Here is a 20,085-nt window from a genome sequence, read left to right on the forward strand (position 1 = left end):
AAGATGGACACTTCACCAGGATGGAGGAAATATCATTCCGGGAAGTGTCTTCTTTTTTCTTGTCTTTATAGTTCGTTAAAAACTGGGAGATTTAGTCATGAACGCATCAGAAATTTTAGCGAAACTCACTCAACAAGGTGTTCAATTTTGGACTGAAGATAATAAACTGCATATTCGTTCTCCTAAAGGTGTAATTACACCAGAAATTCAGGCAGAAATAGCCACATATAAGGAAGATATGTTGGCATTGTTACAAGAGATGAATATCGCTACAAAATGTACATCTGAACCTTTGAGTCAGGGAATTAGCTTACAAACTATTGGGATGCTAATTGGTGGTTTTGCTGGTGATTCACCTGTAGAATATCAGCCACCAATTATTAACCCGAAATTAATGGCTGAAAACCTTAATGTTACATTTAGACCTTTACCTCAAGGTTATCATAATCAAGTGGTTATGAAATTTCGGCAGGAATTAGCATTTAAGTTAAAAAACTTGGGCGTTAATATTGTTTCTTGGCAGGAAGCGACAACAGATGTTTCCTATGATATTAAAATTCCTATCATTAATTGGCATCGGTTGATAAAAATGAAAGGAGTTAAAGCGGAAATTGATGCTGTATTTGATGTAGAGCGACAAAATTCCTGGGTGAGAAAATTAGGAATATTCATGGCTGAAACTTTTTATATATTATCTTATCCTTGGCTAATAAATAAACAGAAAATGTCTGTTATACAAATTGCTAAACTCAGTAGTTGGGCTGAAGATCATGCGGCTAAATATGTCGAAGATCCCACAAATACTCAGGTAATTATTCTCAGCGACATCAATCATGAATTTATTAATCCTTTTACCAAGTATCAAGACAAAATCAAGATTGGTATTAATACGCTCATTAAAACATTTTCGGAAATTGTCATTGGCGTATCTAATAACAAAATTTCTATTTTGAACATGAATCTCTCTGATTCAATTTTTTCTAAATCAGAGATAGATAATTTTGTCACCAAATCACTTATTCCTAAAATTTTTGTTCCCATTACTCCTTTATTAATGAGTAGATTTGCAATCGGAGAGTATAATCCTCATCAATCTAAATATGCTCATCAATTAGTTAAACTAGGTCGAGAACTAGCTTCAACGGGGTTATTCCCACCTGGGTTTAAGCTGGCTGAAGTTATTAAGAGAAAATCCCACAGAGATATTGTAAATGTCATTGTCAATGGTAGAACTGGAGTTTCTTATGGTTTTGTCGCTTATGCAGAACCTCCTTACTATGTAGGAAAACCAGAAATAACCACTCATGAGTGGGATCAATTATTACCTGTGGCTGGTTTTAGTAGTAATGAAGTGCGTAAAAATGAAGCAGGTAGACGTTATATTAAACTCATCATTGATGGAGAATATGTATTTAAACAAATTCCTGATATTTGGTTAGTGAGTTCGCGTTCAGGTTCTAATAAAACTGACTTAAATATTCAGCAAGATATCATTCGTATTGGTTTAAAAGATAATTTACATCTGCAATTACCCATAGGAACTCAATCCAATAAATCAGATTTCAAACCTTCCTATGATATCTATGTCATGCTGGCTATTAGTTTGGCGGCTGCTTTATACACACCAGAATTAATTAAATATGGTGCGCCAATAGTTCATTTTCACGGCTATCCTGCATTTGATTGGTTCCAAGAAAATGAATATTGTGTTGGTGTTAATAATCCTTCTGTACCCTGTGGAACTTATGAGTCCGGAGTGTTTAATTTTTTGGGTCTTTCTAACTTAGCTACTCAAAAAACTGCAAATATTAAATTGGTTAGTTTAGTAGAACCAGATCATGGTACAAATTTTATTGCTCATGATATGGATTATCTAGTTGATAGGTTAAAACATGGGTGTGTCGCAGAACAAATTGAATTAGGTGGACAACATTTTGCTTCTTTGAAAGCAAATTTAGGTAATGGGGAAATTTAAGCTATTTAATTCTCAACTTTTAAACGCATAGGATATTATCTACCATTTGACAATTTACAGGCATAATTTCTGCTTGACGGCTGCCATCTTCACCATAGATTAAACTTACCTGGAAATAACTATCTGGTAAATATGGCATTCGTTCAGCCCACTCAATCGCCACAATTCCTGGTGTTACTTCTATTCCCTCCCAGTAATTTTCTAAATTCAATCCTGTCACTTCTTGAGGTTCTAGACGATACAAATCCAAATGGTAAAGGGGAATGCGCCCTTCTGTATATTCATTAATCAGGGTAAAAGTAGGACTGACAATAGATTCAGTTATCCCCAAACCCTTACCAATACCCTGCACCAAGGTAGTTTTACCTGCACCTAAATCACCTTCTAATAAAATTACACTTCCAGCAGTTAGGTTTTTACCCAAGGTAATACCTAACTGTTGTGTTGCTTCTGTATCAGGAAGGAAAAGTTTAGTCATAGAGAACAGGGAACAGGGAAAAGGGAACAGGGAAAGTAATTAATTAGGAATTACAAATATAGGAATTACTTCCCATGATGCGTTCTACTGTACCACTTGAATAAAACCTTAGCCAATTTTTGTGGGTCATGGCGAACAAAACCTGTTTCATCTTCATATAAAATGTTGGCAGGTACTATTCGCCGTCCTAGCTTGGTGACAGCTTCTCGGTCTAAGAAAACGGGATGGGAATTTTGTTGGGCATAACGAATTAAAGCTTGGGCGGAAGGAGTTTTTCTGTGTACTAATACAGCATCGAACAGTTTTCTATCTCCACAAGCTTCATCAATGGCTTGAATATGTTCAGCAACCGTGTATCCTTCTGTTTCTCCCGGTTGAGTCATGATATTGCAGATATAGATACGGGGAACATTTTGGGCGGCGATCGCATCGGCAATTTCTGGTACTAATAAATTTGGGATTAAGCTAGTATACAAACTACCAGGGCCAATAATAATGTAATCAGCTTCTTTAATCGCCTTAATAGCTGCGGGTAAAGCGGGAGGATTTTCAGGAATACAGCCAATTTTGACAATTTTTCCCCCAGCTTTGGGAATGCTAGACTCACCTTCAATCCTGCGGCCATCTGTTAATTCTGCCCAGAGACGCACATCACTAAGGGTTGCAGGTAAAACTTGTCCTCTCACTGCTAACACTTTAGAACTAGCTGCAACAGCCCTTTCTAAATCTCCTGTAATATCAGTCATGGCAGTTAAAAACAAGTTACCAAAACTGTGGCCTGTCAACCCATCCCCGGCACGAAAACGATATTGAAACAATTCTGTTAATAACTTTTCTTCATCCGCTAGTGCAGCCAAACAATTACGAATATCTCCCGGAGGTAAAACACCAAATTCTTGACGTAACCTACCCGAAGAACCACCATCATCAGCCACTGTCACAATAGCAGTAATATTAGCACTATAGGTTTTTAAGCCTCTGAGTAAAGTAGAAAGTCCAGTACCGCCACCAATAACTACAATTTTTGGGCCTCGGTACAAACGGCGATGTGCCAGCAGAACATCTATGAGTTCTTCTTCATCGCCTTGTGGTCTTAAAACTTCTGTAATTGAACCTACTGTACGGGATTGTCCCCACAGCAACAACAGCACACCACACAGCAACACCAAAGGTCCGCTGATATAGTTGGGTAGGATGTCCGTGAGGAAACCCAACAAACCTCTAAGAAACTCTAGTGTCCAAAAAATTGGGGTTAGCTTAATCCAAATCGCCAACCCCAGACTTGCCAATAAAACACCCCCAACACTGACTAGGAACCAGCGTTTTACGGATAATCCAGGTGATAACCACTTAAACCACTGGTTAACCCGATGGGAAGTGCGGCTATGTGACTGGAGTTGTAAGGCATTGATAGCTTGTTTAAGAAAACCGATTGACATACCTAATAGGGAACAGTGGTACAAACATTGTTTAACAGAACTGTACACCACCTGGCTTCAAGACCAAGGGTGAAATCAATTCAAAATACTGCCGACCGCAGGCCACACCAGCAAAAACGCCTGAAGTGCTGATTCATTCGTTCCCCCTGATGGCTAACTCGAAGCGTAACTTGAGTTAAGCACCTTGACTTAGTAAAAATAAATGAATTTTATGGAAATTTTATGGAAATTTTATGGAAAAGCGAATTTTAGGATTAGACCCAGGACTGGCAATTGTCGGATTTGGTGCAATTACATTACGGCAGAATCAAGGTAAAGTCCAAAATTCAACGGTAGAAATGCTAGATTTTGGGGTCATTCGTACTTCCGCCGATATGGAAATGAGTCAGCGACTATGTACTTTATTTGACGATTTACACACCCTGATGGACGAGTTGCAACCTGATTTAGTAGCAATTGAAAAATTATTCTTCTATCGTATGGCAAATACTATCGTTGTTGCACAAGCGCGGGGTATCCTGATGTTAGTGTTGGGACAGCGCAAGCTTTCTTATGTAGAATTTGCCCCTCCGCAAATCAAACAGGCTTTAACGAATTATGGTAAGGCTGATAAGTCTGAAGTACAGGAGGCGGTAGCGCGGGAGTTGGATTTAGATGAAATCCCCAGGCCAGATGATGCTGCGGATGCTTTAGCGGTGGCTTTAACTGCTGCGTTTCAGTTGTAAATTTAATTACAAGGAATAAACTTTTTAAGTAGAATAATACTGTAATAATCTAAAGGTTAAGAAGAAAAGTTTCCTAGCTATGACAGTTACTTACCAAGGCAACCAACTTAAAGTTATTCTGACCGACATTGAGGGTACTACAACCGATATTAGTTTTGTTCATGACGTTCTTTTTCCCTATTCTGCAAAACATTTATCAGACTGGGTACTTAATCACTTAGAATTGCCAATTACTCAGGATATCCTGCAACAAGTCCGAGAAATTAATGGCCAATCAAATCTTGATGTAGAAAGCTGCCTCAGTCAGTTGATGATTTGGCACAATGAAGACCGCAAAATTACTCCATTAAAAACCCTGCAAGGTTTAATCTGGGACGCAGGTTATAACAGCGGTGAACTGAAGTCTCATCTGTATCCTGATGCTTTTGAATATCTTCAAAATTGGTATGCTGTGGGTTTAAGATTAGCTATCTATTCTTCCGGTTCTATTGCTGCTCAAAAACTCTTGTTTAAGAATACTGTCATGGGGGATTTAACTCCATTATTCTCCATGTACTTTGATACAACTACAGGCAACAAAACAGAGAGTCAGTCATACCTTACCATTGCCGATAAATTACTTGTTCTCCCACAGGAAATTTTGTTTCTCTCTGACTCTTCCAAAGAGTTAGCTGCGGCTAAATCTGCTAATTTCAACGTTTGTGGCTTAAATAGACAAACCACGGCTGTAGATAATGACTTTATGTATGTGACAAATTTCTCACAAATTCCTTTAGAATTATGATGAAAACTTCTGTAAGCTTTTGTTTACAAGATCATCTCTAAGTTTACAACTTACGAAGGATTGAGATACCTTCTTTAGTTTTTAACATCTAGGAACATACTTTAATACCCCAAGTTGCAATCATGGAAACCTATGAAGTTGTAACTATATAAGACGATGTTGGGTTTCCTTGCGTCAACCCAACCTACATTAATGGCTTATGATCTACGCATCATTTGAAAATAACTATCCCATAATTTTCTTTGGGTGTCGATGGAAAAACGGCTGACCTGTTCTTGAAAGTCTAAGGAATGTTTCACTAAATCTTCTTGTATTTTCATATTTTGCTCCAAATTCTCTGGTGGATTTGATAAATTCAGATTTTGCATACTTGATAAGGTTGAAGTCCAATTATTGAAAACCATACTTTGGAATTCGCTTAATTGTCGGAAAAATTGCTCAAAATTATTGAACCAGTCCATTGTAATTACTCCTATTGACTTATATTGCTTTATGCAATCTCCATTTTCAAGGTACTAAATGTGTAAGATTTTATTTATTTCTCAGGAGTGATTTGTTAAGAAATATTTTTTTATATTCTAAAAGTGAAAAATAGTGGGATTTGGAGCAACTGTATCAGAGTCGAATACAGTTTCATCTGATATGATGATAGGACTTACCCACGACTTACGGAAAAACTAACCGCAAAGAACGCAAAGGACACAAAGGAAAGAGGGTTTGAGAGATATTTTGCGTAAGTCATAGATTAATTCAATTGTAAAGTTATTACCTGCCTGAATTTTGATAGTACCCCAAGATTCTTTAATAACCTTTGCACCTTGAGGCGCTAGTAAGGTAAATTTAATATTCTCATCGGTAAACTCTAAGGGTTGCATTTGCGAACTTTGAGAATTATTTGTTTGGGCTATGGCTGAGGAAATAAGTTGCTTGCTATTTATTCCCATGCCCAAATTGGATAAAAAGCTGGCTAAAAATGTTGCTGTAAACAGCAATGAAGTGATTTTTTCATTTTTACAGGGTGATATTGGTGTTCTGATGTATACTGAGGTCTGTACTTGTTGTTTATTTTTCAGCATCAAGCCTATTTTTAGTATTCCCAAAAATGAAAAGTGATTTGACTTGCTCTGATTTGTTTTGAAGGGGTAAAATTTTAAACAGATAATTTTTAGGTCAGCGCAAATATTACTGCTATGAATTCTTCTGCAAAACCCCGGAAGTTACCAACTCAAGCCCTAGGTGCTAAAATATTTCACTCTATCAATATCATTAGCCTTTTCCTCATGCTTACCAGTGGATTGCAAATTTACAATGCTAATCCCGTTTTTGGTGGACGTGCAGGTTTACAGATACCACCGATTTTTACTTTAGGTGGTTGGTTAGCAGGAGGTAGACACTGGCATTTTGCAGCGATGTGGATATTTTCTCTCAATCTTTTATGGTATGGAATTTACGTTTTAATCACCCGACGTTGGCGACATAGATTTGTGGGCAGTAATGATATCAAAGCCTTGCAAAAAACTCAAAATCCTCAACGTCTAACTTATGCTTGGCATCGAATTATTTACACATCTATTATTCCCATATTATTGTTAGCAATATTGACTGGAATCGGAATGTACAAACCTGCCCAATTTCCTTGGATAGTTGATATGTTTGGGGACTGGCAAGCTTTAAGAATCGTACATTTTGCTTCTGTACCATTGGTGGTAATATTTGTAATTATTCATTGGCGGTTAGGACAAAAAGCTGGAGGAGACGAACTGACAACTTCTATGTTTTGGTAGTTTTTTGAATTAATAATTAAACGCAGATAACCACAGATAACCGCAGATATTTTTCTGGTTATTATCAAATAGATGTCAGTTTTTTTGTGATAAAAATGTGGAGCTATTAAAACATGAATCATGCTAATCAAAAAGACCTAATTCATATCTTCAAACCTCAATTATCACGCCGAAAGTTCCTACAAATTTCAGGAATTTCTAGTATGGGGTTGTTTCTGGGTGGTTGTGGGACTCCAGCATTGGAAGATTTAGTAGGTAAGATTTCTGAACCTCTCAATCAAAAAGTTGAAGAATTAATATTTAAACCACAGAAACTTGTTCCAGAGTTTGCTGCTAGTGAAATTCAACCAGAAGCTCTAATAATTAATAGTTTCCGTGGTACACCAATTATTGATGTTGATAAATTTCGCTTAATTATTGACGGTGAAGTAAATAATCCCCTGAGTCTTAGCATGGAACAAATTCAGGCTTTACCTTTGACTTCTATGATTATTCGTCATGTTTGTGTGGAAGGTTGGGCAGCGATTGTACAATGGGGTGGTATACGCTTACGTGATCTTATTACTTTAGCTCAACCTCAAGCATCTGTTAAGTATGCTTTTTTTGAATCAGCCGATGGTTATTATGAAAGTTGGGATATAGCTTCAGCTACCCATTCTCAAACTTTGTTAGCTTATCAAAAAAATGGCGAAAATTTGCCTGTTGAAAATGGTGCGCCTCTACGTCTAGCTTCTCCGATTAAACTGGGTTATAAACAGAGTAAATGGGTGACAAGAATTACTTTAACTAGCCATTTATCAGCTTTTAAAGGTTATTGGGAAGATCAGGGTTATGAATGGTTTGCGGGGTTGTAAATAGTTTACATACACCAGGAATTTTACCTATACAAATAGGCATTAATATGAAAGTACGAGCAGTAATTCAGCGACTAGAAGCTGATGGTTGGTATTTAGCAAGAACTAGAGGGAGTCATCGTCAGTTTAAACATCCTGATAAACCTGGTACAGTTACAGTTTCCGGTCAACCTAATATTGATGTACCCGTACACTAAAAAGTATTTGGAGACAAGCTCAATTGGAGGAAGAATAATGCGTTATACAGTAGTCATTAAAACAGGAAATACCAGTTATGGTGCTTATGTTCCTGATTTACCAGGTTGTGTAGCAGCGGGAGAAACATTAGCAGAAGTCCAACAACTGATTGTTGAAGCTATAGAATTTCATATAGAAGGTTTAATCGAGGAAGGTTTACCAATTTCTGAACCTACAAGTATCGCCCAGGAAGTTGAAGTTTTAATTTAATAGGAAATTTTAAATGAACTTTTTTGATAAATTAAATACGAGTATTTCCCAAAATCAAAGCTTACTCTTTGTAGGACTTGATCCAAATCCAGAAATGATTCCTGCCCGTTATCAATCATCTGACTTGATGACAGGTTTGGAAAATTGGTTGCAATTTATGATTACGGAAACGGCTGATTTTGTCTGTGCTTATAAGCCAACTTTGGGATTTTATGAAGCTTTAGGTGTGCGTGGTTTAGAATTATTAATCAAAATTTTAAACTCTATTCCTGATCATATTCCGATTATTTTAGATGCTAAACACAGTGATTTAAATACTAGCAGTATTTTTGCCCGTACTGTATTTACAGAATGGCGGGTAGATGCTGTTACTCTGAGTCCCTATACTGGACAGGATCATGTCGCACCATTTTTAGTTTATCCTGATAAAGCTGTATTTATTTTATGTTGTACTTCTAACCCTGGTGCAGCAATTTTACAGCAATTTCCTAATCATAATTCACCGCTTTATTTACAGGTTGTCCAGGAGTCAAAAAACTGGGGAACTCCAGAACAATTAGGCTTGGAAGTAGGAACGATAAATGCTGAAGTTTTAAAATCTATTCGTTCACTTGCTCCCGAAAGAATCATTATGGTGCGGAGTATTTGGGCTGGAGATGGGGATATAAAACCAATTTTAGCAGCAGGGTTAAATGCTAACAATGATGGGTTGTTAATTCCTGTTCCTCAAGATATGTTGGGTAGTGTTAATTTATCTCAGGAAATTCAATTTTTACGCACAGAAATTAATCAATTTAGAAGTGAATTTATCCATGATGCTTCTAGATGTGATGTTTGGTTGCCAGATATTAATGTTAAAGATAAACACCCTCACCAAGATTTGATTTTACAACTTTTTGATATTGGCTGTATTATGTTTGGTGAATTTGTCCAAGCATCAGGAGCAACTTTTCCTTATTACATTGATTTGCGGAAAATTATTTCTAATCCTCAAGTTTTTAATCAGGTGATTATTGCTTATGAGGAAATTTTAAAAAATCTCACTTTTGATAGATTGGCTGGTATTCCTTATGGTTCTTTACCTACTGCAACTGGTTTATCTTTACGGCTGCATTGTCCGATGATTTTTCCCCGCAAAGAGGTAAAAGCACATGGTACACGCAGAGTAATTGAAGGTAATTTTTATCCTGGTGAAACGGTGGCAGTGGTTGATGATATTCTCATCAGTGGTAAAAGTGTAATGGAAGGTGCCGAAAAGTTAAAATCTGCGGGATTAAAAGTTAATGATATTGTGGTATTTATTGACCATGAGCAAGGTGTCAAAGATAGGTTAAAACAAAATGGTTATTGTGGTCATTCTGTGTTAACTATTTCGGAAATTGTGAATACTCTGCACCAAGTAGGAAGAATAAATGATGAACAATTATTAGCTTTTCAGGAGAGTTAGTATATAGAGATAATCAACCCTATTTATCAATGAATAATTGATAATTGACAATTGATAATTGGTTCATTAGGTTTAAACCCTCTTTTTTTTAAACCCTCTTTTTTTCAAGAGAAAGAGAAAGAAAAACCTATCCTTACTTTCCATCCTCTACCCTTGAGGGAGAGATAATTTTCTATTGTTGATATAGGTTGCTAATGGATAGGTATTATCAACTACATTTATGCAGATAAAATTTTCCCTAGAACAATTACTGAAATGGTTAATTTTGACTTTACTATTTCCGCTCATTTTTCTGAATGGGTGGCTGTTATTGTCACTTTTGCAATATTTTCAACCATTGGTGACAACTTTGGTTTTAGCAATTTTGCTGGCTTTTATTTTAAACTATCCCGTTTCTGTGGTTCAGCAATGGGGAATGAAGCGTAACTATGCGGTAACTTTAGTTGTGTTATTAACGGTGATAATTTTAGCTGCTGTAGGTATCACTTTGATACCTAATATTTTACAGCAATTTCACGAAATGGTTAAATTATTGCCTCAGTGGATTGAAACCAGTGTAGCTAAACTGCAAAATTTAAATATTTGGTTTTTTGGTCAAAGATGGCAACTAGATTTAAGTCAAATATTCACTAATATTATCAATCGTTTACCTAATGAATTAGAGTATATTTCTGATCAGCTTTTTAGTTTAATTATTAATACAATTGACAGTATTTCTGAAACATTAATTACAGGAGTTTTGACTATTTATCTATTAATAGATGGTGAGAGAATAGTTGAGGGATTTTTGAAAAAATTACCTGTAGAGTTTGGTCAAGCTGTAAAACATTCTCTCCAGCAAAATTTTCAAAATTACTTGATTGGTCAGATTAGTTTAGCTTTGTTGATGGGAATTTCCCAAACATTGATGTTTTTAGTGTTCCGAGTTCAGTTTGGGTTACTTTTTGGTTTAAGTGTAGGAATTTTCAGCTTAATTCCTTTTGGAGACGTTGTTAGTTTAATAGTCATAATTTTGATTGTCGCTTCCCATGATTTCTGGTTAGCGGTAAAAATTTTAGTTGTAGCTGTTGTGATTGATCAATTAATTGATCAAGCGATCGCACCCCGTCTTTTGGGTAAATTTACAGGTATTAGACCAATTTGGGTAATAATTTCTTTACTGGTGGGAACTTATATCGCTGGGGTTTTAGGTTTATTAATTGCTGTACCTGTGGCAGGTGTTATCAAAGATACTATAGATGCTATCTCTGGTGAGGTTGAAAATGAAGCAGGACTAGAGATTTCAGAAGCATCAGGAAGAAAAGAGTAGGCTAATTGATTAGCAGATATTAATTAGCTTATATCTCTGAATAGAAAAACTAATAACTTGATTTGCATTTATTCCTCAAAATCGTAGTCATAGTTACATACAATCCCTGCAAGCATAGATAACATTAAAAAAATATTGTACTGGAAGAAAGCATTTTGAGAACAACCATTTTTGTTCTCTGTTTGTCTTCTACTCTCGCGGATCACCGCATATAGGAGTCTATCTTCTTCAGAATTTACCTGAGTTTAATAATATCAAATTCCTCTAGTCTAATCTTTTAGGCTAATAAGTTCTTCCACAAGATTGAGGCAGGTATTTACACAATCCTGTCATGATGCAACATAAGCTAAACGTAAAGGAGTTTACCATGCAAAGACAAATGTGCTGGTTATCTAAGTCTAGCAGCGATGAAGAGAAAATTTTGCATTTGCAAACTGCACCCGGTCAACCTTGGCGACCTTACACTGCATTTCCTCAATTTTCCGTTCCCGATTATCAAATACCAGGTGGTTCTAAGGGTTGGGCAACTTATCAAAAACTCTTGAAAGCAGGCTGGAATTTAGTTCCTAGCGCACGGGCAAACGAGTTTAGCAATGACTTAGCAGAGTCAACTGTGCAAAGTTAATAACCTTGTTAATCACCTTTAGCTAAACCTTCACCACGGGGATCTGCGACTCCTTCTAGGAAATTATTGTCTGTAATCGCAATTGCATTTGCATTACCCCAAGGTGCAGCTTCTGTAATTTTGTGTCCTCGACGGCGTAAGTCTTGCAAGGTTAACGCTTCTAAACCCCATGTTTCCACTCGCAACTCATCAGGTAGCCACTGGTGATGTATGCGTGGAACAGATACGGCTGCACCTATGTCCATTTTGTATTCCAAAACATTCAAGATAATTTGCAATACTTGAGTGATGATAGTGCTACCTCCGGGCGCACCTACAACTAAACGCAAGCGGTTGTTGGCGGTGACAATGGTGGGTGTCATACTGGAAAGTGGTGTTTTCCGAGGGGCGATGCTGTTGGCTTCGTTACCAACTAACCCAAAGGCGTTGGCAACTCCTGGTGCAGTTGCAAAATCATCCATTTCGTTATTTAAAATTATTCCTGTTCCTGGTGTGACTATTGCTGCACCAAAACCTAGGTTAACGGTGAAGGTTAAACTAACTGCATTTCTGTCTGTGTCAACTACATTTAAATGACTGGTTTCAGTTGATTCTAAAAACTTTTGATTTTTGACTTTTGACTTTTGACTTGTACTCAGTCCTGGTTTTATCTCTGCTGATGGTGTCGCCATATTCATGTTGATTTCTTGGCGACGTTTTTGGGCATAACCTGGACTAATAAGTTCAGAAACAGGAACTTTGACAAAATCAGGATCACCCAAATATTTAGCGCGATCGCTATAGGCAATTTTCATGGCTTCTACCATTAAATGGATCGCGTCTGGGTGATGCCATCCCAAAGATTTTAAGTCAGTGTCACCAATAATATTTAAAATTTGCAATAGATGTACACCACCTGATGATGGAGGTGGCATAGAACAAACTTTAGCTTGGCGGAAATTTCCACAAACAGGAGTCCGCCAAATTGGTTTATATTGTTTTAAATCTGCCAGAGTAATTAAACCTCCATTCTTAGCCATGTCATCAGCGATGATTTGGGCAATTTTTCCGGTGTAAAAACTTTGAGGATTTTGGGAAATAGTTTCTAATGTTTTAGCTAAGTCACTTTGGATTAATCTTTCTCCTGGTTGATAATATTCACCATTGCGAGTAAAGATTTTTCTAGCTGCGGGATTTTTTAGTATTGTTTGTTTGCGTTCTTCAAAGGCTGAAAGAGAACGCCAAGAAGGTCTATCACTGATAATAAAACCATTTTTAGCAAGGGAAATAGCAGGTTTAACAACTTCCTGCCAAGGTAACTTGCCATAACGACGATGTACTTCATACATACCCGCTACAGTTCCCGGTGTTGCTACTGCTAAATAACCATCTGTACTTGCACTGGTAATCACTTTACCATTAGCATCTAAATACATATTTTTTGTAGCTTTTGTGGGTGCGCGTTCCCGAAAATCTAAAGCTTTAATTTCTCCGGTTTTTTGAGAATGAAATAATAAGAAACCACCACCACCAATACCAGCGGAAAATGGTTCAACTACAGAAATTGCAAAGGTTGTCGCTACTGCTGCATCTACCGCATTTCCACCTTTTTTTAACATTAAAAGTCCGGCTTCACTTGCTAAAGGGTGGGCGGATGTCACCATTCCTTTTTTGCTTTTTACAGGTACGCTAATGGTGGCTGATACTGCTTGGGTGGTGAGGATAGCAGTGAGGGAGATGAAGGAGATAATGAGGTTTTGGGTTTTTGTGATGGTGGGCATTTTTAATAAATTCAACTGCTAATATTTACATCTTTTTGAAGTAGTTCTTTTGCATAGTCTGACAGTGATTTTTGTTCACCTTCTATAGCCCAATAATCAGGACCAGGAAAATCCCCTTTTCTTACGGGAATAGGACTTACGCAAGATATGACTAAAAGCCTTATTCTTTCGTAGGGGTAATTCATGAATTACCCCTACTTGCTTGCGTTCTGTTTTGCGTAAGTCCTGGGGAACATTATGATGTTCACAAATTTTGCTACAAAGCGTACTCAATGAGTAATTTTCCCCGTCAAGATCCCATTTAAAATTTTTCTGTATTGCTTGGAAAGTAGCATCTTTAGCATCTTTATCAATATCGTTAATATTTAATCCAGGCTTGGGAGACTGTCTCAAGTAAATTCTCGTTCCATCCTTAAGTTTACCATAATCTATAAGTATTTTTATACTCTTTTCCCTTCGTTGTTGATTAGATGCTTCACGTACTGCTTGATTAGTTTTTTCTCTACTTTTAACTTGATAGTCTTGAGCAGAAGACAAAGGAATTATTTGCTCGATATTTAAGAAGATTTCATTATTAATCTCATATAACTTTAGTTTTATGCAGCGAATATCAATACCCTGTTCATTTAGCCACAATACAGTTGTAGTAATTTCCTGAGAAAAGCTAGGAGCTATTAATATAATATGTGGTGTATTACTAATTAAAACTTCTTCATCATCTTCCAAAGCTAGAAATTTTTTAATGTCTGAACGTGCGTTATTTACGTCTTCTTCTGGTTTAGTCAGTTTAGTTAGGAATTCTTCGTAAGCATTGACAACAGCTTCAAAATCCATAGTAGAAACCATTGCTGCATATCGAATAGCTTGAAGTTCACTTTGTCCAGCGTCTTCTCCTCGTTTCAACTCAATTACTACTAAATTAGCATTTTTATCTAACGCCAGTAAATCAATTCTGCGTTTGCTATCTTCCCAGTTACCAAATTCTTCTGCAATAATCAATTAATCTGGATCTATGGATTGAATATTATCTCTAAATAATGGTTGTAAGTGTTGTCTTTCCAGAATTTGACTATTGACAAAATTGCCAGGGTGGAGTTTTTCGCATGTTTTTTAGATTGTATCAACTTGGTAAAAAGGCATATTATCTAATTTTCAGAAATATTGTAAAAATATTATATGATAAATATGTTATTTGTTATCACAAATTATAATTTCTTTATTGGAGGTTAATTTAATTTTATGAATCAGGAAATAATGATATTAAGTAAAGAAGATCAAAAGGTTTTTCTTGCAGCATTACTTAACCCACCTCAACCCAGTTTAAAATTAATTAATGCTGCTGAACGATATAAGAAATATGTACTCAAATCACTGAAACAGTAATTTATCAATTGTTTATCTGTTAGCTACCATACCTGCCCGGAACTAAAGTTCCGGTCTAATAGCTCAAGTCCACTAAAGTGAACTGGGGAATTTTAAAATTATTTAGTCATCTTTAGATGACTTTAGCTATTAGCTAGAAAATTGATTTTCTTGCGGGTTATAGGTAGGATCCAAAAATCCATAACAGAATTAATTACGAATCATTCCCGACTCACAAACACAAACCCCCGCGTTTTTCCTGAATCAGAATCAACCGTATTCATTGCTTTATATAAATCAGCCGCTTTTACCCAAATCGGTGGATATTTATAACGGGAAACATCCAGAATCAAAAATCTATCAGTTGCCTCATTATATGCAGCTAAAGGCGAAATATGTCTGCCTCTTTCCTGTCCTATTTCTTTACGTAAATAGTTAACAATTACAAAATTTCCTGGTTGTTTTAAATTCTCTGCTGCTAAGTTTCTAATGACATTTCCAGCAGCTAATGAGAATCCTATAATTAAAGTTTGAATGCAGATTTTTAGATGATTTCTATGTTTCATTTTTGAACCAAACTTTGTAAATTTTTAACTGTCTGCCCAGAAGTGTTGAATGTTAAAAAAGAGGTGATAAAAAGAGCAGCGAAATATGATAAATTTTGGGCGAAGCATTAAAACAAATTGATTAATAATGATTATCAATTCTTTTCCCAAGATTGTCAAAGACATCCTAGGGTTGCCAAAAAATGATTATCCGGTTTTGAATACCCGTCTTTACGTTGAGTGTTGGTTGGCTTATGCCTTGAATAATAGTTTAACAAGTATGAGGGACTTATTTAAAAGATTAAACAATACAGGGATTGATGTAAGGATTTCGACCTTTTCCAAGGCTAACACACACAGAAGTCAAGAAATCTTCCAAAAGATTTATCATCAATTGAATAAATTAGTCCAGAAAAAAGCCCACAGTTACATGATAAATACGCCATTTCTCCAATTGATTCAACAGTAATTACGTTAACAAGTAAGTTACTATGGCTTCTAGGTCATCATCAGGTAAAACTTTTTAGCTCCCTCAATCTGTCAACAGGAAGTCCAGAAGATAATTTGATAAATTTTGGTCATAATCATGATTATAAATTTGGTATGGCTACGCTACGCAAGCTATAACAAATAATGTCTTACTGACCACTAGATGCAGTAGGGGTAATGGATAGGGGATTTGCGGTACTAATTTTTATGCAAGAATTAGTGCAAAAAGACAAATATTTTGTAACGATATTCAACATTTTTATAATAATTATTAATAATTGAAAATTGGTTGATCATGGTGATGGTAATATTGACCTTGGCAAATTGATTAAGTTGTTAGAACATCATTAAAATTCCATGTTAAAGTTTAATCGTCGTCAGTTTTTATGGCGTAGTGCTTTGATGTTAGCAACTACAACTAGTTATCATCAAGTAATAGCAGCAACAGCGAAAACACCAGGAGCATTAGAACCAACAAAATCTCCTCAAAATGTAATTATTATTGGTGCGGGTATTTCCGGTTTAGTCGCTGCTTATGAATTAGTTGCTGCTGGCCATCAAGTGAGAATTTTAGAAGCTCGTCAGCGCACAGGAGGAAGAGTTTTAACTTTAAGAAATAAATTTAGTTATGGAGATTTTTTTGATGTTGGTGCTTGTAGAATTCCTTCTACTCATAATTTAACTTTTGCTTATACTCAACATTTTGGTTTAAATTTGAAGCCTTTCTATCCCAATAAGGGTTTATATGTATCTTTGAATAAAGGAAAAAGGACTTTATCATCATTGGATGAATTAGAAAAACAAAGGGAAAATTTAGCTAGAGCAACTACCCAAGTGGACAGGGTACAAAGATCAGTAGGAAAAATACAGGAATGGAAAAAAATAGATCAAGGTTTAGATTTATTACCAACTGCTTTTGCTAAGTCTTTAACAGGGAAAATTTATTTGGGAGATGCGGTTATTCGTGTGGAACAAAATTCTTTAGGAGTGAGAGTTTTTTGTCAATCAGGAAAGGTTTATTATGGTGATTGTGTAGTTTGTACTGTTCCGTTAACTGTATTAGAAAAAATTAGTTTTGATCCTGCTCTTTCTTCAGAAAAACAAACTGCTATGATTGGTGGTTATAATTATCGTGCTGCTACCAGAATGTTTGTAGAATATCCTGAAAGATTTTGGGAAAAAGATAATTTGAATGGTTGGGCAATGATTAGCGATCACCCTGAAGAACTATGGCAACCTACTTGGGATATTAATAGTAAACGTGGCATATTACACGGTTATCTAAAAGATAAAAGTGCCTTAGAAATGGATGCTTTAAAACCTGATGAAAGATTACGTAAATTACTACAAAGATGGGCAGAAATTCTCCCAGGAGCTAATCAATATCCAGTGAGAGAATTTAATTATTCTTGGCATAATGATCCTTGGGTAAAAGCAGGTTGGGCTTATCCTACTATTGATCAAGAAGACAAATTATTTCAGGAAATTGGTAGGAGAGAAGGGAAAATATATTTTGCGGGCGAACATACTTCTGTAATTAGAGGATGGATACAAGGAGCATTAGAATCAGGAATTAAAACTGCTCAACAAATTCATAATTCCGTACATTTATCGAGGTAGTAATGTCAGTCAAAATTTAAAGGTCAAAAGTCTAGTATATCTCATAAAATCAACTATAATAAATGTGTCAGAAAGAGCTAAAGTTGAACCGTGGGTAATTTTTGCTAATTCTACCCTTTCACCAGCTTTATTTATAGCAGAAAAACGGGAAAAAGAAATGCCCAGTTTACTGGCGGCACTTAATCAAATTTTGCACCAACAATCATTTGTATTAAGTGAAAAACTCACTGGTGGATATATAGCAGTTGCTTACTATTTGCATTCTGCAAAATTACTCTTATCGGTCGATTATAGTCAATATCCTAGTATTGTTGCATATCTGGATAAAATATCAGCAAGACCAGCATTTAAAAATACTGTAGGCAATCGGTAATTTGTGATTTTCTTAGAGGTAATAACTACCTCTTTACCACTTTAAAATTACTGTGATCTTCCTTTGCTTACTTTGCATAATTTGCGGTTAATTCAATCAAGAATATTTGGTAACTAAACCGTGACATGAGTAATTTAAATATTATCAATCCCCGATTTTTTCCAGAAGTTGGGTATCTGTTTTTGGATGTAATTTATGTTATAATACCAACTAAGTTGGATTTAAAAAAATATGCCACAGGATTTATCACCCCTCTGGATATCGCTGAAAACTTCATTTTTAGCGACTTTTATCACCTTCTTTTTGGGTATCACTGCTGCTTACTGGATGTTGGGATATCGAGGTAAAGGGAAATCTATAATTGAGGGGATATTCGTTGCACCATTGATTTTACCGCCTACAGTTGTGGGTTTTTTACTGCTGCTATTGTTTGGTAAAAATGGTCTGGTTGGTAAATTGATGGAACCTTTTAACTTCACTGTAGTATTTACTTGGTATGGTGCGGCGATCGCTGCAACTGTGGTTTCTTTCCCTTTAATGTATAAAACTTCATTGGGCGCTTTTGAACAAATTGATGCTAATTTGTTACGAGTAGCGAGAACTCTAGGTGCTAAGGAATTTACAATATTTTGGCGAGTGAGTTTACCTTTAGCATTACCTGGAATTTTAGCAGGTGCAACTTTAGCTTTTGCCCGTGCTTTAGGTGAGTTCGGTGCAACTTTGATGTTAGCTGGTAACATTCCCGGACAAACGCAGAATATACCAATGGCGATATATTTTGCGGTGGAAGCTGGTGATATGAATGAAGCTTGGTTTTGGGCAATTGTAATCGTGGCAATTTCTCTATCAGGTATTATTTTAACTAACTTGTGGCAAGAAAGTAAGCATAAATTTAGAAGCAAAGATAAAGCAGAAACTAGGCAAATAGAACTAGAAAATCAATCCTTAGCATTACCTCTTACTTCTTCATCTGGCTTATTTCTAGACATTGAAAAAAAATTGTCAAGTTTCCATCTTCAAGTTGCCTTTAATACAGATAATCAACCTTTAGGATTGTTGGGTGGTTCTGGTGCAGGAAAAAGCATGATTCTCCGTTGCATTGCCGGGATAGAAACACCAACTAAAGGCAGAATAGTATTAAATGATAGAGTTTTATTTGATTCCGAAAAAGGAATTAATGTTCCTAGCCGTAATCGCCAAATCGGTTTTTTATTTCAAAATTATGCCTTATTTCCCCATTTAACAGTAGCGCAAAATATCGCTTTTGGCTTACCTAAAGAGTTATCTAATGGAAATATTAAATTAGAGGTAGAAAAGCAATTAATAGCAATGGAATTACAGGGTTTAGGCGATCGCTATCCTCACCAACTTTCAGGAGGTCAACAACAGCGGGTAGCTTTAGCTAGGGCGTTGGCCAGTCAACCAGAAGCTTTACTTTTAGATGAACCGTTTTCTGCCCTTGATACACATTTACGCAGTCAGTTAGAACAACAATTGACGGAAACTTTAGCTGACTATTCTGGGGTGACTTTATTTGTTACACATAATATGGAAGAAGCATATAGGCTTTGTCCTAATTTATTAGTTTTAGAACATGGGAAAGAAGCACATCATGGTTCTAAATATGAAATTTTCCAGCATCCTGCAACTATGAATGTGGCTAAAATTACTGGATGTAAAAACTTTTCTCGCGCTGTTTTTGTGTCATCGCAAAAAGTTGAAGCTGTTGATTGGGGTTGTACTTTGGATGTTGTAGAATCCATTCCTAATCAATTATATCACATTGGTATTCGCGCCCATCAAATTGTTTTTACCAATGACCCTAACCAAGAAAATACTTTTCCCTGTTGGTTAGTCAGAACCAGTGAAACACCCCACCGCATGACTTTATTTTTAAAGTTACATTCTCCGGCGGAAAATATTCATGATTATCACTTGCAAGCGGAAGTTTATAAGGAAAAATGGGTGACAATTAAAGACCTACCTTTTCCTTGGTATGTACATTTAGATCCTGTGAGGTTGATGTTGATGGAAGAGTAGGTAGGAGTTCAGGAGTATGGCTAACGCCA

Annotated in this window: 20 protein-coding genes and 2 pseudogenes; 15 read left to right on the top strand and 7 right to left on the bottom strand. The window is 36.1% G+C overall.

Annotated features, from left to right (window positions below; all coding sequences use genetic code 11):
* Nucleotides 1–97: 97 nt before the first annotated feature.
* Entirely contained in the window at nt 98–1,975 is a 1,878-nt protein-coding gene (locus A0J48_RS03135) for a TubC N-terminal docking domain-related protein (RefSeq protein ID WP_200320248.1), read from the top strand.
* Nucleotides 1,976–1,994: 19 nt separating this feature from the next.
* Here A0J48_RS03135 and tsaE read toward each other — a convergent pair whose 3' ends face one another.
* Together tsaE and A0J48_RS03145 are read right to left on the bottom strand one after the other, a co-directional pair.
* On the bottom strand, nt 1,995–2,453 hold the full coding sequence (gene tsaE / locus A0J48_RS03140) for a tRNA (adenosine(37)-N6)-threonylcarbamoyltransferase complex ATPase subunit type 1 TsaE (protein ID WP_200320250.1): 459 nt from the start codon (nt 2,451–2,453) through the stop codon (nt 1,995–1,997).
* A gap of 65 nt (nt 2,454–2,518) precedes the next feature.
* A complete protein-coding gene (locus A0J48_RS03145) occupies nt 2,519–3,892 on the bottom strand; it encodes a gluconeogenesis factor YvcK family protein (RefSeq protein WP_200320252.1) in 1,374 nt (457 codons plus the stop codon).
* Between the two features lie 233 nt (nt 3,893–4,125).
* On the opposite strand from A0J48_RS03145, the gene ruvC reads away from it, so the two are divergent.
* Both ruvC and mtnC read left to right on the top strand, forming a co-directional pair.
* The gene (gene ruvC / locus A0J48_RS03150; protein ID WP_200320254.1) at nt 4,126–4,617 is read left to right on the top strand and encodes a crossover junction endodeoxyribonuclease RuvC; all 492 of its coding nucleotides are present in this window, start codon (nt 4,126–4,128) and stop codon (nt 4,615–4,617) included.
* 79 nt (nt 4,618–4,696) lie between these two features.
* On the top strand, nt 4,697–5,401 hold the full coding sequence (gene mtnC / locus A0J48_RS03155) for an acireductone synthase (protein ID WP_200320256.1): 705 nt from the start codon (nt 4,697–4,699) through the stop codon (nt 5,399–5,401).
* Between the two features lie 197 nt (nt 5,402–5,598).
* Here mtnC and A0J48_RS03160 read toward each other — a convergent pair whose 3' ends face one another.
* The gene (locus A0J48_RS03160; RefSeq protein ID WP_200320258.1) at nt 5,599–5,862 is read right to left on the bottom strand and encodes a hypothetical protein; all 264 of its coding nucleotides are present in this window, start codon (nt 5,860–5,862) and stop codon (nt 5,599–5,601) included.
* A gap of 216 nt (nt 5,863–6,078) precedes the next feature.
* A complete protein-coding gene (locus A0J48_RS03165) occupies nt 6,079–6,477 on the bottom strand; it encodes a hypothetical protein (RefSeq protein WP_200320260.1) in 399 nt (132 codons plus the stop codon).
* Nucleotides 6,478–6,591: 114 nt separating this feature from the next.
* On the opposite strand from A0J48_RS03165, the gene A0J48_RS03170 reads away from it, so the two are divergent.
* The 7 genes from A0J48_RS03170 to A0J48_RS03200 all read left to right on the top strand — a co-directional run bounded on the left by A0J48_RS03170 (nt 6,592) and on the right by A0J48_RS03200 (nt 11,867).
* Nucleotides 6,592–7,185, top strand: a complete 594-nt coding sequence (locus A0J48_RS03170) for a cytochrome b/b6 domain-containing protein (protein WP_200320262.1) — start codon at nt 6,592–6,594, stop codon at nt 7,183–7,185.
* Between the two features lie 113 nt (nt 7,186–7,298).
* The gene (locus A0J48_RS03175; protein WP_200320264.1) at nt 7,299–8,039 is read left to right on the top strand and encodes a molybdopterin-dependent oxidoreductase; all 741 of its coding nucleotides are present in this window, start codon (nt 7,299–7,301) and stop codon (nt 8,037–8,039) included.
* Nucleotides 8,040–8,086: 47 nt separating this feature from the next.
* Complete coding sequence (locus A0J48_RS03180) at nt 8,087–8,236, top strand: type II toxin-antitoxin system HicA family toxin (RefSeq protein ID WP_234300691.1); 150 nt, start codon at nt 8,087–8,089, stop codon at nt 8,234–8,236.
* Between the two features lie 37 nt (nt 8,237–8,273).
* Nucleotides 8,274–8,486, top strand: coding sequence for a type II toxin-antitoxin system HicB family antitoxin (locus A0J48_RS03185; protein ID WP_200320266.1), 213 nt, complete (start codon nt 8,274–8,276; stop codon nt 8,484–8,486).
* A gap of 13 nt (nt 8,487–8,499) precedes the next feature.
* Complete coding sequence (locus A0J48_RS03190) at nt 8,500–9,933, top strand: bifunctional orotidine-5'-phosphate decarboxylase/orotate phosphoribosyltransferase (RefSeq protein ID WP_200320268.1); 1,434 nt, start codon at nt 8,500–8,502, stop codon at nt 9,931–9,933.
* A 226-nt stretch (nt 9,934–10,159) separates the two neighbouring features.
* Nucleotides 10,160–11,242, top strand: coding sequence for an AI-2E family transporter (locus A0J48_RS03195; RefSeq protein ID WP_200320313.1), 1,083 nt, complete (start codon nt 10,160–10,162; stop codon nt 11,240–11,242).
* Nucleotides 11,243–11,609: 367 nt separating this feature from the next.
* Nucleotides 11,610–11,867, top strand: a complete 258-nt coding sequence (locus tag A0J48_RS03200) for a hypothetical protein (protein ID WP_200320270.1) — start codon at nt 11,610–11,612, stop codon at nt 11,865–11,867.
* A gap of 8 nt (nt 11,868–11,875) precedes the next feature.
* On the opposite strand, the gene ggt is transcribed toward A0J48_RS03200, so the two are convergent.
* A complete protein-coding gene (gene ggt, locus A0J48_RS03205; protein WP_411841117.1) occupies nt 11,876–13,510 on the bottom strand; it encodes a gamma-glutamyltransferase in 1,635 nt (544 codons plus the stop codon).
* A 213-nt stretch (nt 13,511–13,723) separates the two neighbouring features.
* Nucleotides 13,724–14,626, bottom strand: a complete 903-nt coding sequence (locus tag A0J48_RS03210; protein ID WP_200320273.1) for a PDDEXK family nuclease — start codon at nt 14,624–14,626, stop codon at nt 13,724–13,726.
* Nucleotides 14,627–14,866: 240 nt separating this feature from the next.
* Between A0J48_RS03210 and A0J48_RS03215 the strand changes: the two genes are divergently transcribed.
* Entirely contained in the window at nt 14,867–15,010 is a 144-nt protein-coding gene (locus tag A0J48_RS03215; protein WP_200320275.1) for a type II toxin-antitoxin system TacA family antitoxin, read from the top strand.
* A gap of 200 nt (nt 15,011–15,210) precedes the next feature.
* Here A0J48_RS03215 and A0J48_RS03220 read toward each other — a convergent pair.
* Nucleotides 15,211–15,477 (bottom strand): annotated as a pseudogene (locus A0J48_RS03220) (phytochelatin synthase family protein); the annotation flags it as partial.
* 205 nt (nt 15,478–15,682) lie between these two features.
* Between A0J48_RS03220 and A0J48_RS03225 the strand changes: the two are divergent.
* The 4 genes and pseudogenes from A0J48_RS03225 to modB form a co-directional block, all read left to right on the top strand.
* Nucleotides 15,683–16,266 (top strand): annotated as a pseudogene (locus A0J48_RS03225) (transposase); the annotation flags it as partial.
* 114 nt (nt 16,267–16,380) lie between these two features.
* A complete protein-coding gene (locus A0J48_RS03230; RefSeq protein ID WP_200320277.1) occupies nt 16,381–17,643 on the top strand; it encodes a flavin monoamine oxidase family protein in 1,263 nt (420 codons plus the stop codon).
* Between the two features lie 64 nt (nt 17,644–17,707).
* Nucleotides 17,708–18,016, top strand: a complete 309-nt coding sequence (locus tag A0J48_RS03235; RefSeq protein WP_234300693.1) for a glutathione S-transferase family protein — start codon at nt 17,708–17,710, stop codon at nt 18,014–18,016.
* A 231-nt stretch (nt 18,017–18,247) separates the two neighbouring features.
* Entirely contained in the window at nt 18,248–20,056 is a 1,809-nt protein-coding gene (modB, locus tag A0J48_RS03240) for a molybdate ABC transporter permease subunit (protein WP_200320279.1), read from the top strand.
* The last annotated feature ends 29 nt before the right edge of the window (nt 20,057–20,085 follow it).

It is taken from the genome of Sphaerospermopsis aphanizomenoides BCCUSP55 (assembly GCF_001586785.1).
In the GTDB taxonomy this organism is placed as follows: Bacteria; Cyanobacteriota; Cyanobacteriia; order Cyanobacteriales; family Nostocaceae; genus Sphaerospermopsis_A; species Sphaerospermopsis_A aphanizomenoides_A.

Excerpts from the sequence above, each read along its gene's own strand:
- A0J48_RS03135 (WP_200320248.1), top strand. The coding sequence starts at position 98 with ATGAACGCATCAGAAATTTTAGCGAAACTCACTCAACAAGGTGTTCAA.
- tsaE (WP_200320250.1), bottom strand. The coding sequence starts at position 2,453 with ATGACTAAACTTTTCCTTCCTGATACAGAAGCAACACAACAGTTAGGT.
- A0J48_RS03145 (WP_200320252.1), bottom strand. The coding sequence starts at position 3,892 with ATGTCAATCGGTTTTCTTAAACAAGCTATCAATGCCTTACAACTCCAG.
- ruvC (WP_200320254.1), top strand. The coding sequence starts at position 4,126 with ATGGAAAAGCGAATTTTAGGATTAGACCCAGGACTGGCAATTGTCGGA.
- mtnC (WP_200320256.1), top strand. The coding sequence starts at position 4,697 with ATGACAGTTACTTACCAAGGCAACCAACTTAAAGTTATTCTGACCGAC.
- A0J48_RS03160 (WP_200320258.1), bottom strand. The coding sequence starts at position 5,862 with ATGGACTGGTTCAATAATTTTGAGCAATTTTTCCGACAATTAAGCGAA.
- A0J48_RS03165 (WP_200320260.1), bottom strand. The coding sequence starts at position 6,477 with ATGCTGAAAAATAAACAACAAGTACAGACCTCAGTATACATCAGAACA.
- A0J48_RS03170 (WP_200320262.1), top strand. The coding sequence starts at position 6,592 with ATGAATTCTTCTGCAAAACCCCGGAAGTTACCAACTCAAGCCCTAGGT.
- A0J48_RS03175 (WP_200320264.1), top strand. The coding sequence starts at position 7,299 with ATGAATCATGCTAATCAAAAAGACCTAATTCATATCTTCAAACCTCAA.
- A0J48_RS03180 (WP_234300691.1), top strand. The coding sequence starts at position 8,087 with ATGAAAGTACGAGCAGTAATTCAGCGACTAGAAGCTGATGGTTGGTAT.
- A0J48_RS03185 (WP_200320266.1), top strand. The coding sequence starts at position 8,274 with ATGCGTTATACAGTAGTCATTAAAACAGGAAATACCAGTTATGGTGCT.
- A0J48_RS03190 (WP_200320268.1), top strand. The coding sequence starts at position 8,500 with ATGAACTTTTTTGATAAATTAAATACGAGTATTTCCCAAAATCAAAGC.
- A0J48_RS03200 (WP_200320270.1), top strand. The coding sequence starts at position 11,610 with ATGCAAAGACAAATGTGCTGGTTATCTAAGTCTAGCAGCGATGAAGAG.
- ggt (WP_411841117.1), bottom strand. The coding sequence starts at position 13,510 with ATGGTGACATCCGCCCACCCTTTAGCAAGTGAAGCCGGACTTTTAATG.
- A0J48_RS03215 (WP_200320275.1), top strand. The coding sequence starts at position 14,867 with ATGAATCAGGAAATAATGATATTAAGTAAAGAAGATCAAAAGGTTTTT.
- A0J48_RS03230 (WP_200320277.1), top strand. The coding sequence starts at position 16,381 with ATGTTAAAGTTTAATCGTCGTCAGTTTTTATGGCGTAGTGCTTTGATG.
- modB (WP_200320279.1), top strand. The coding sequence starts at position 18,248 with ATGCCACAGGATTTATCACCCCTCTGGATATCGCTGAAAACTTCATTT.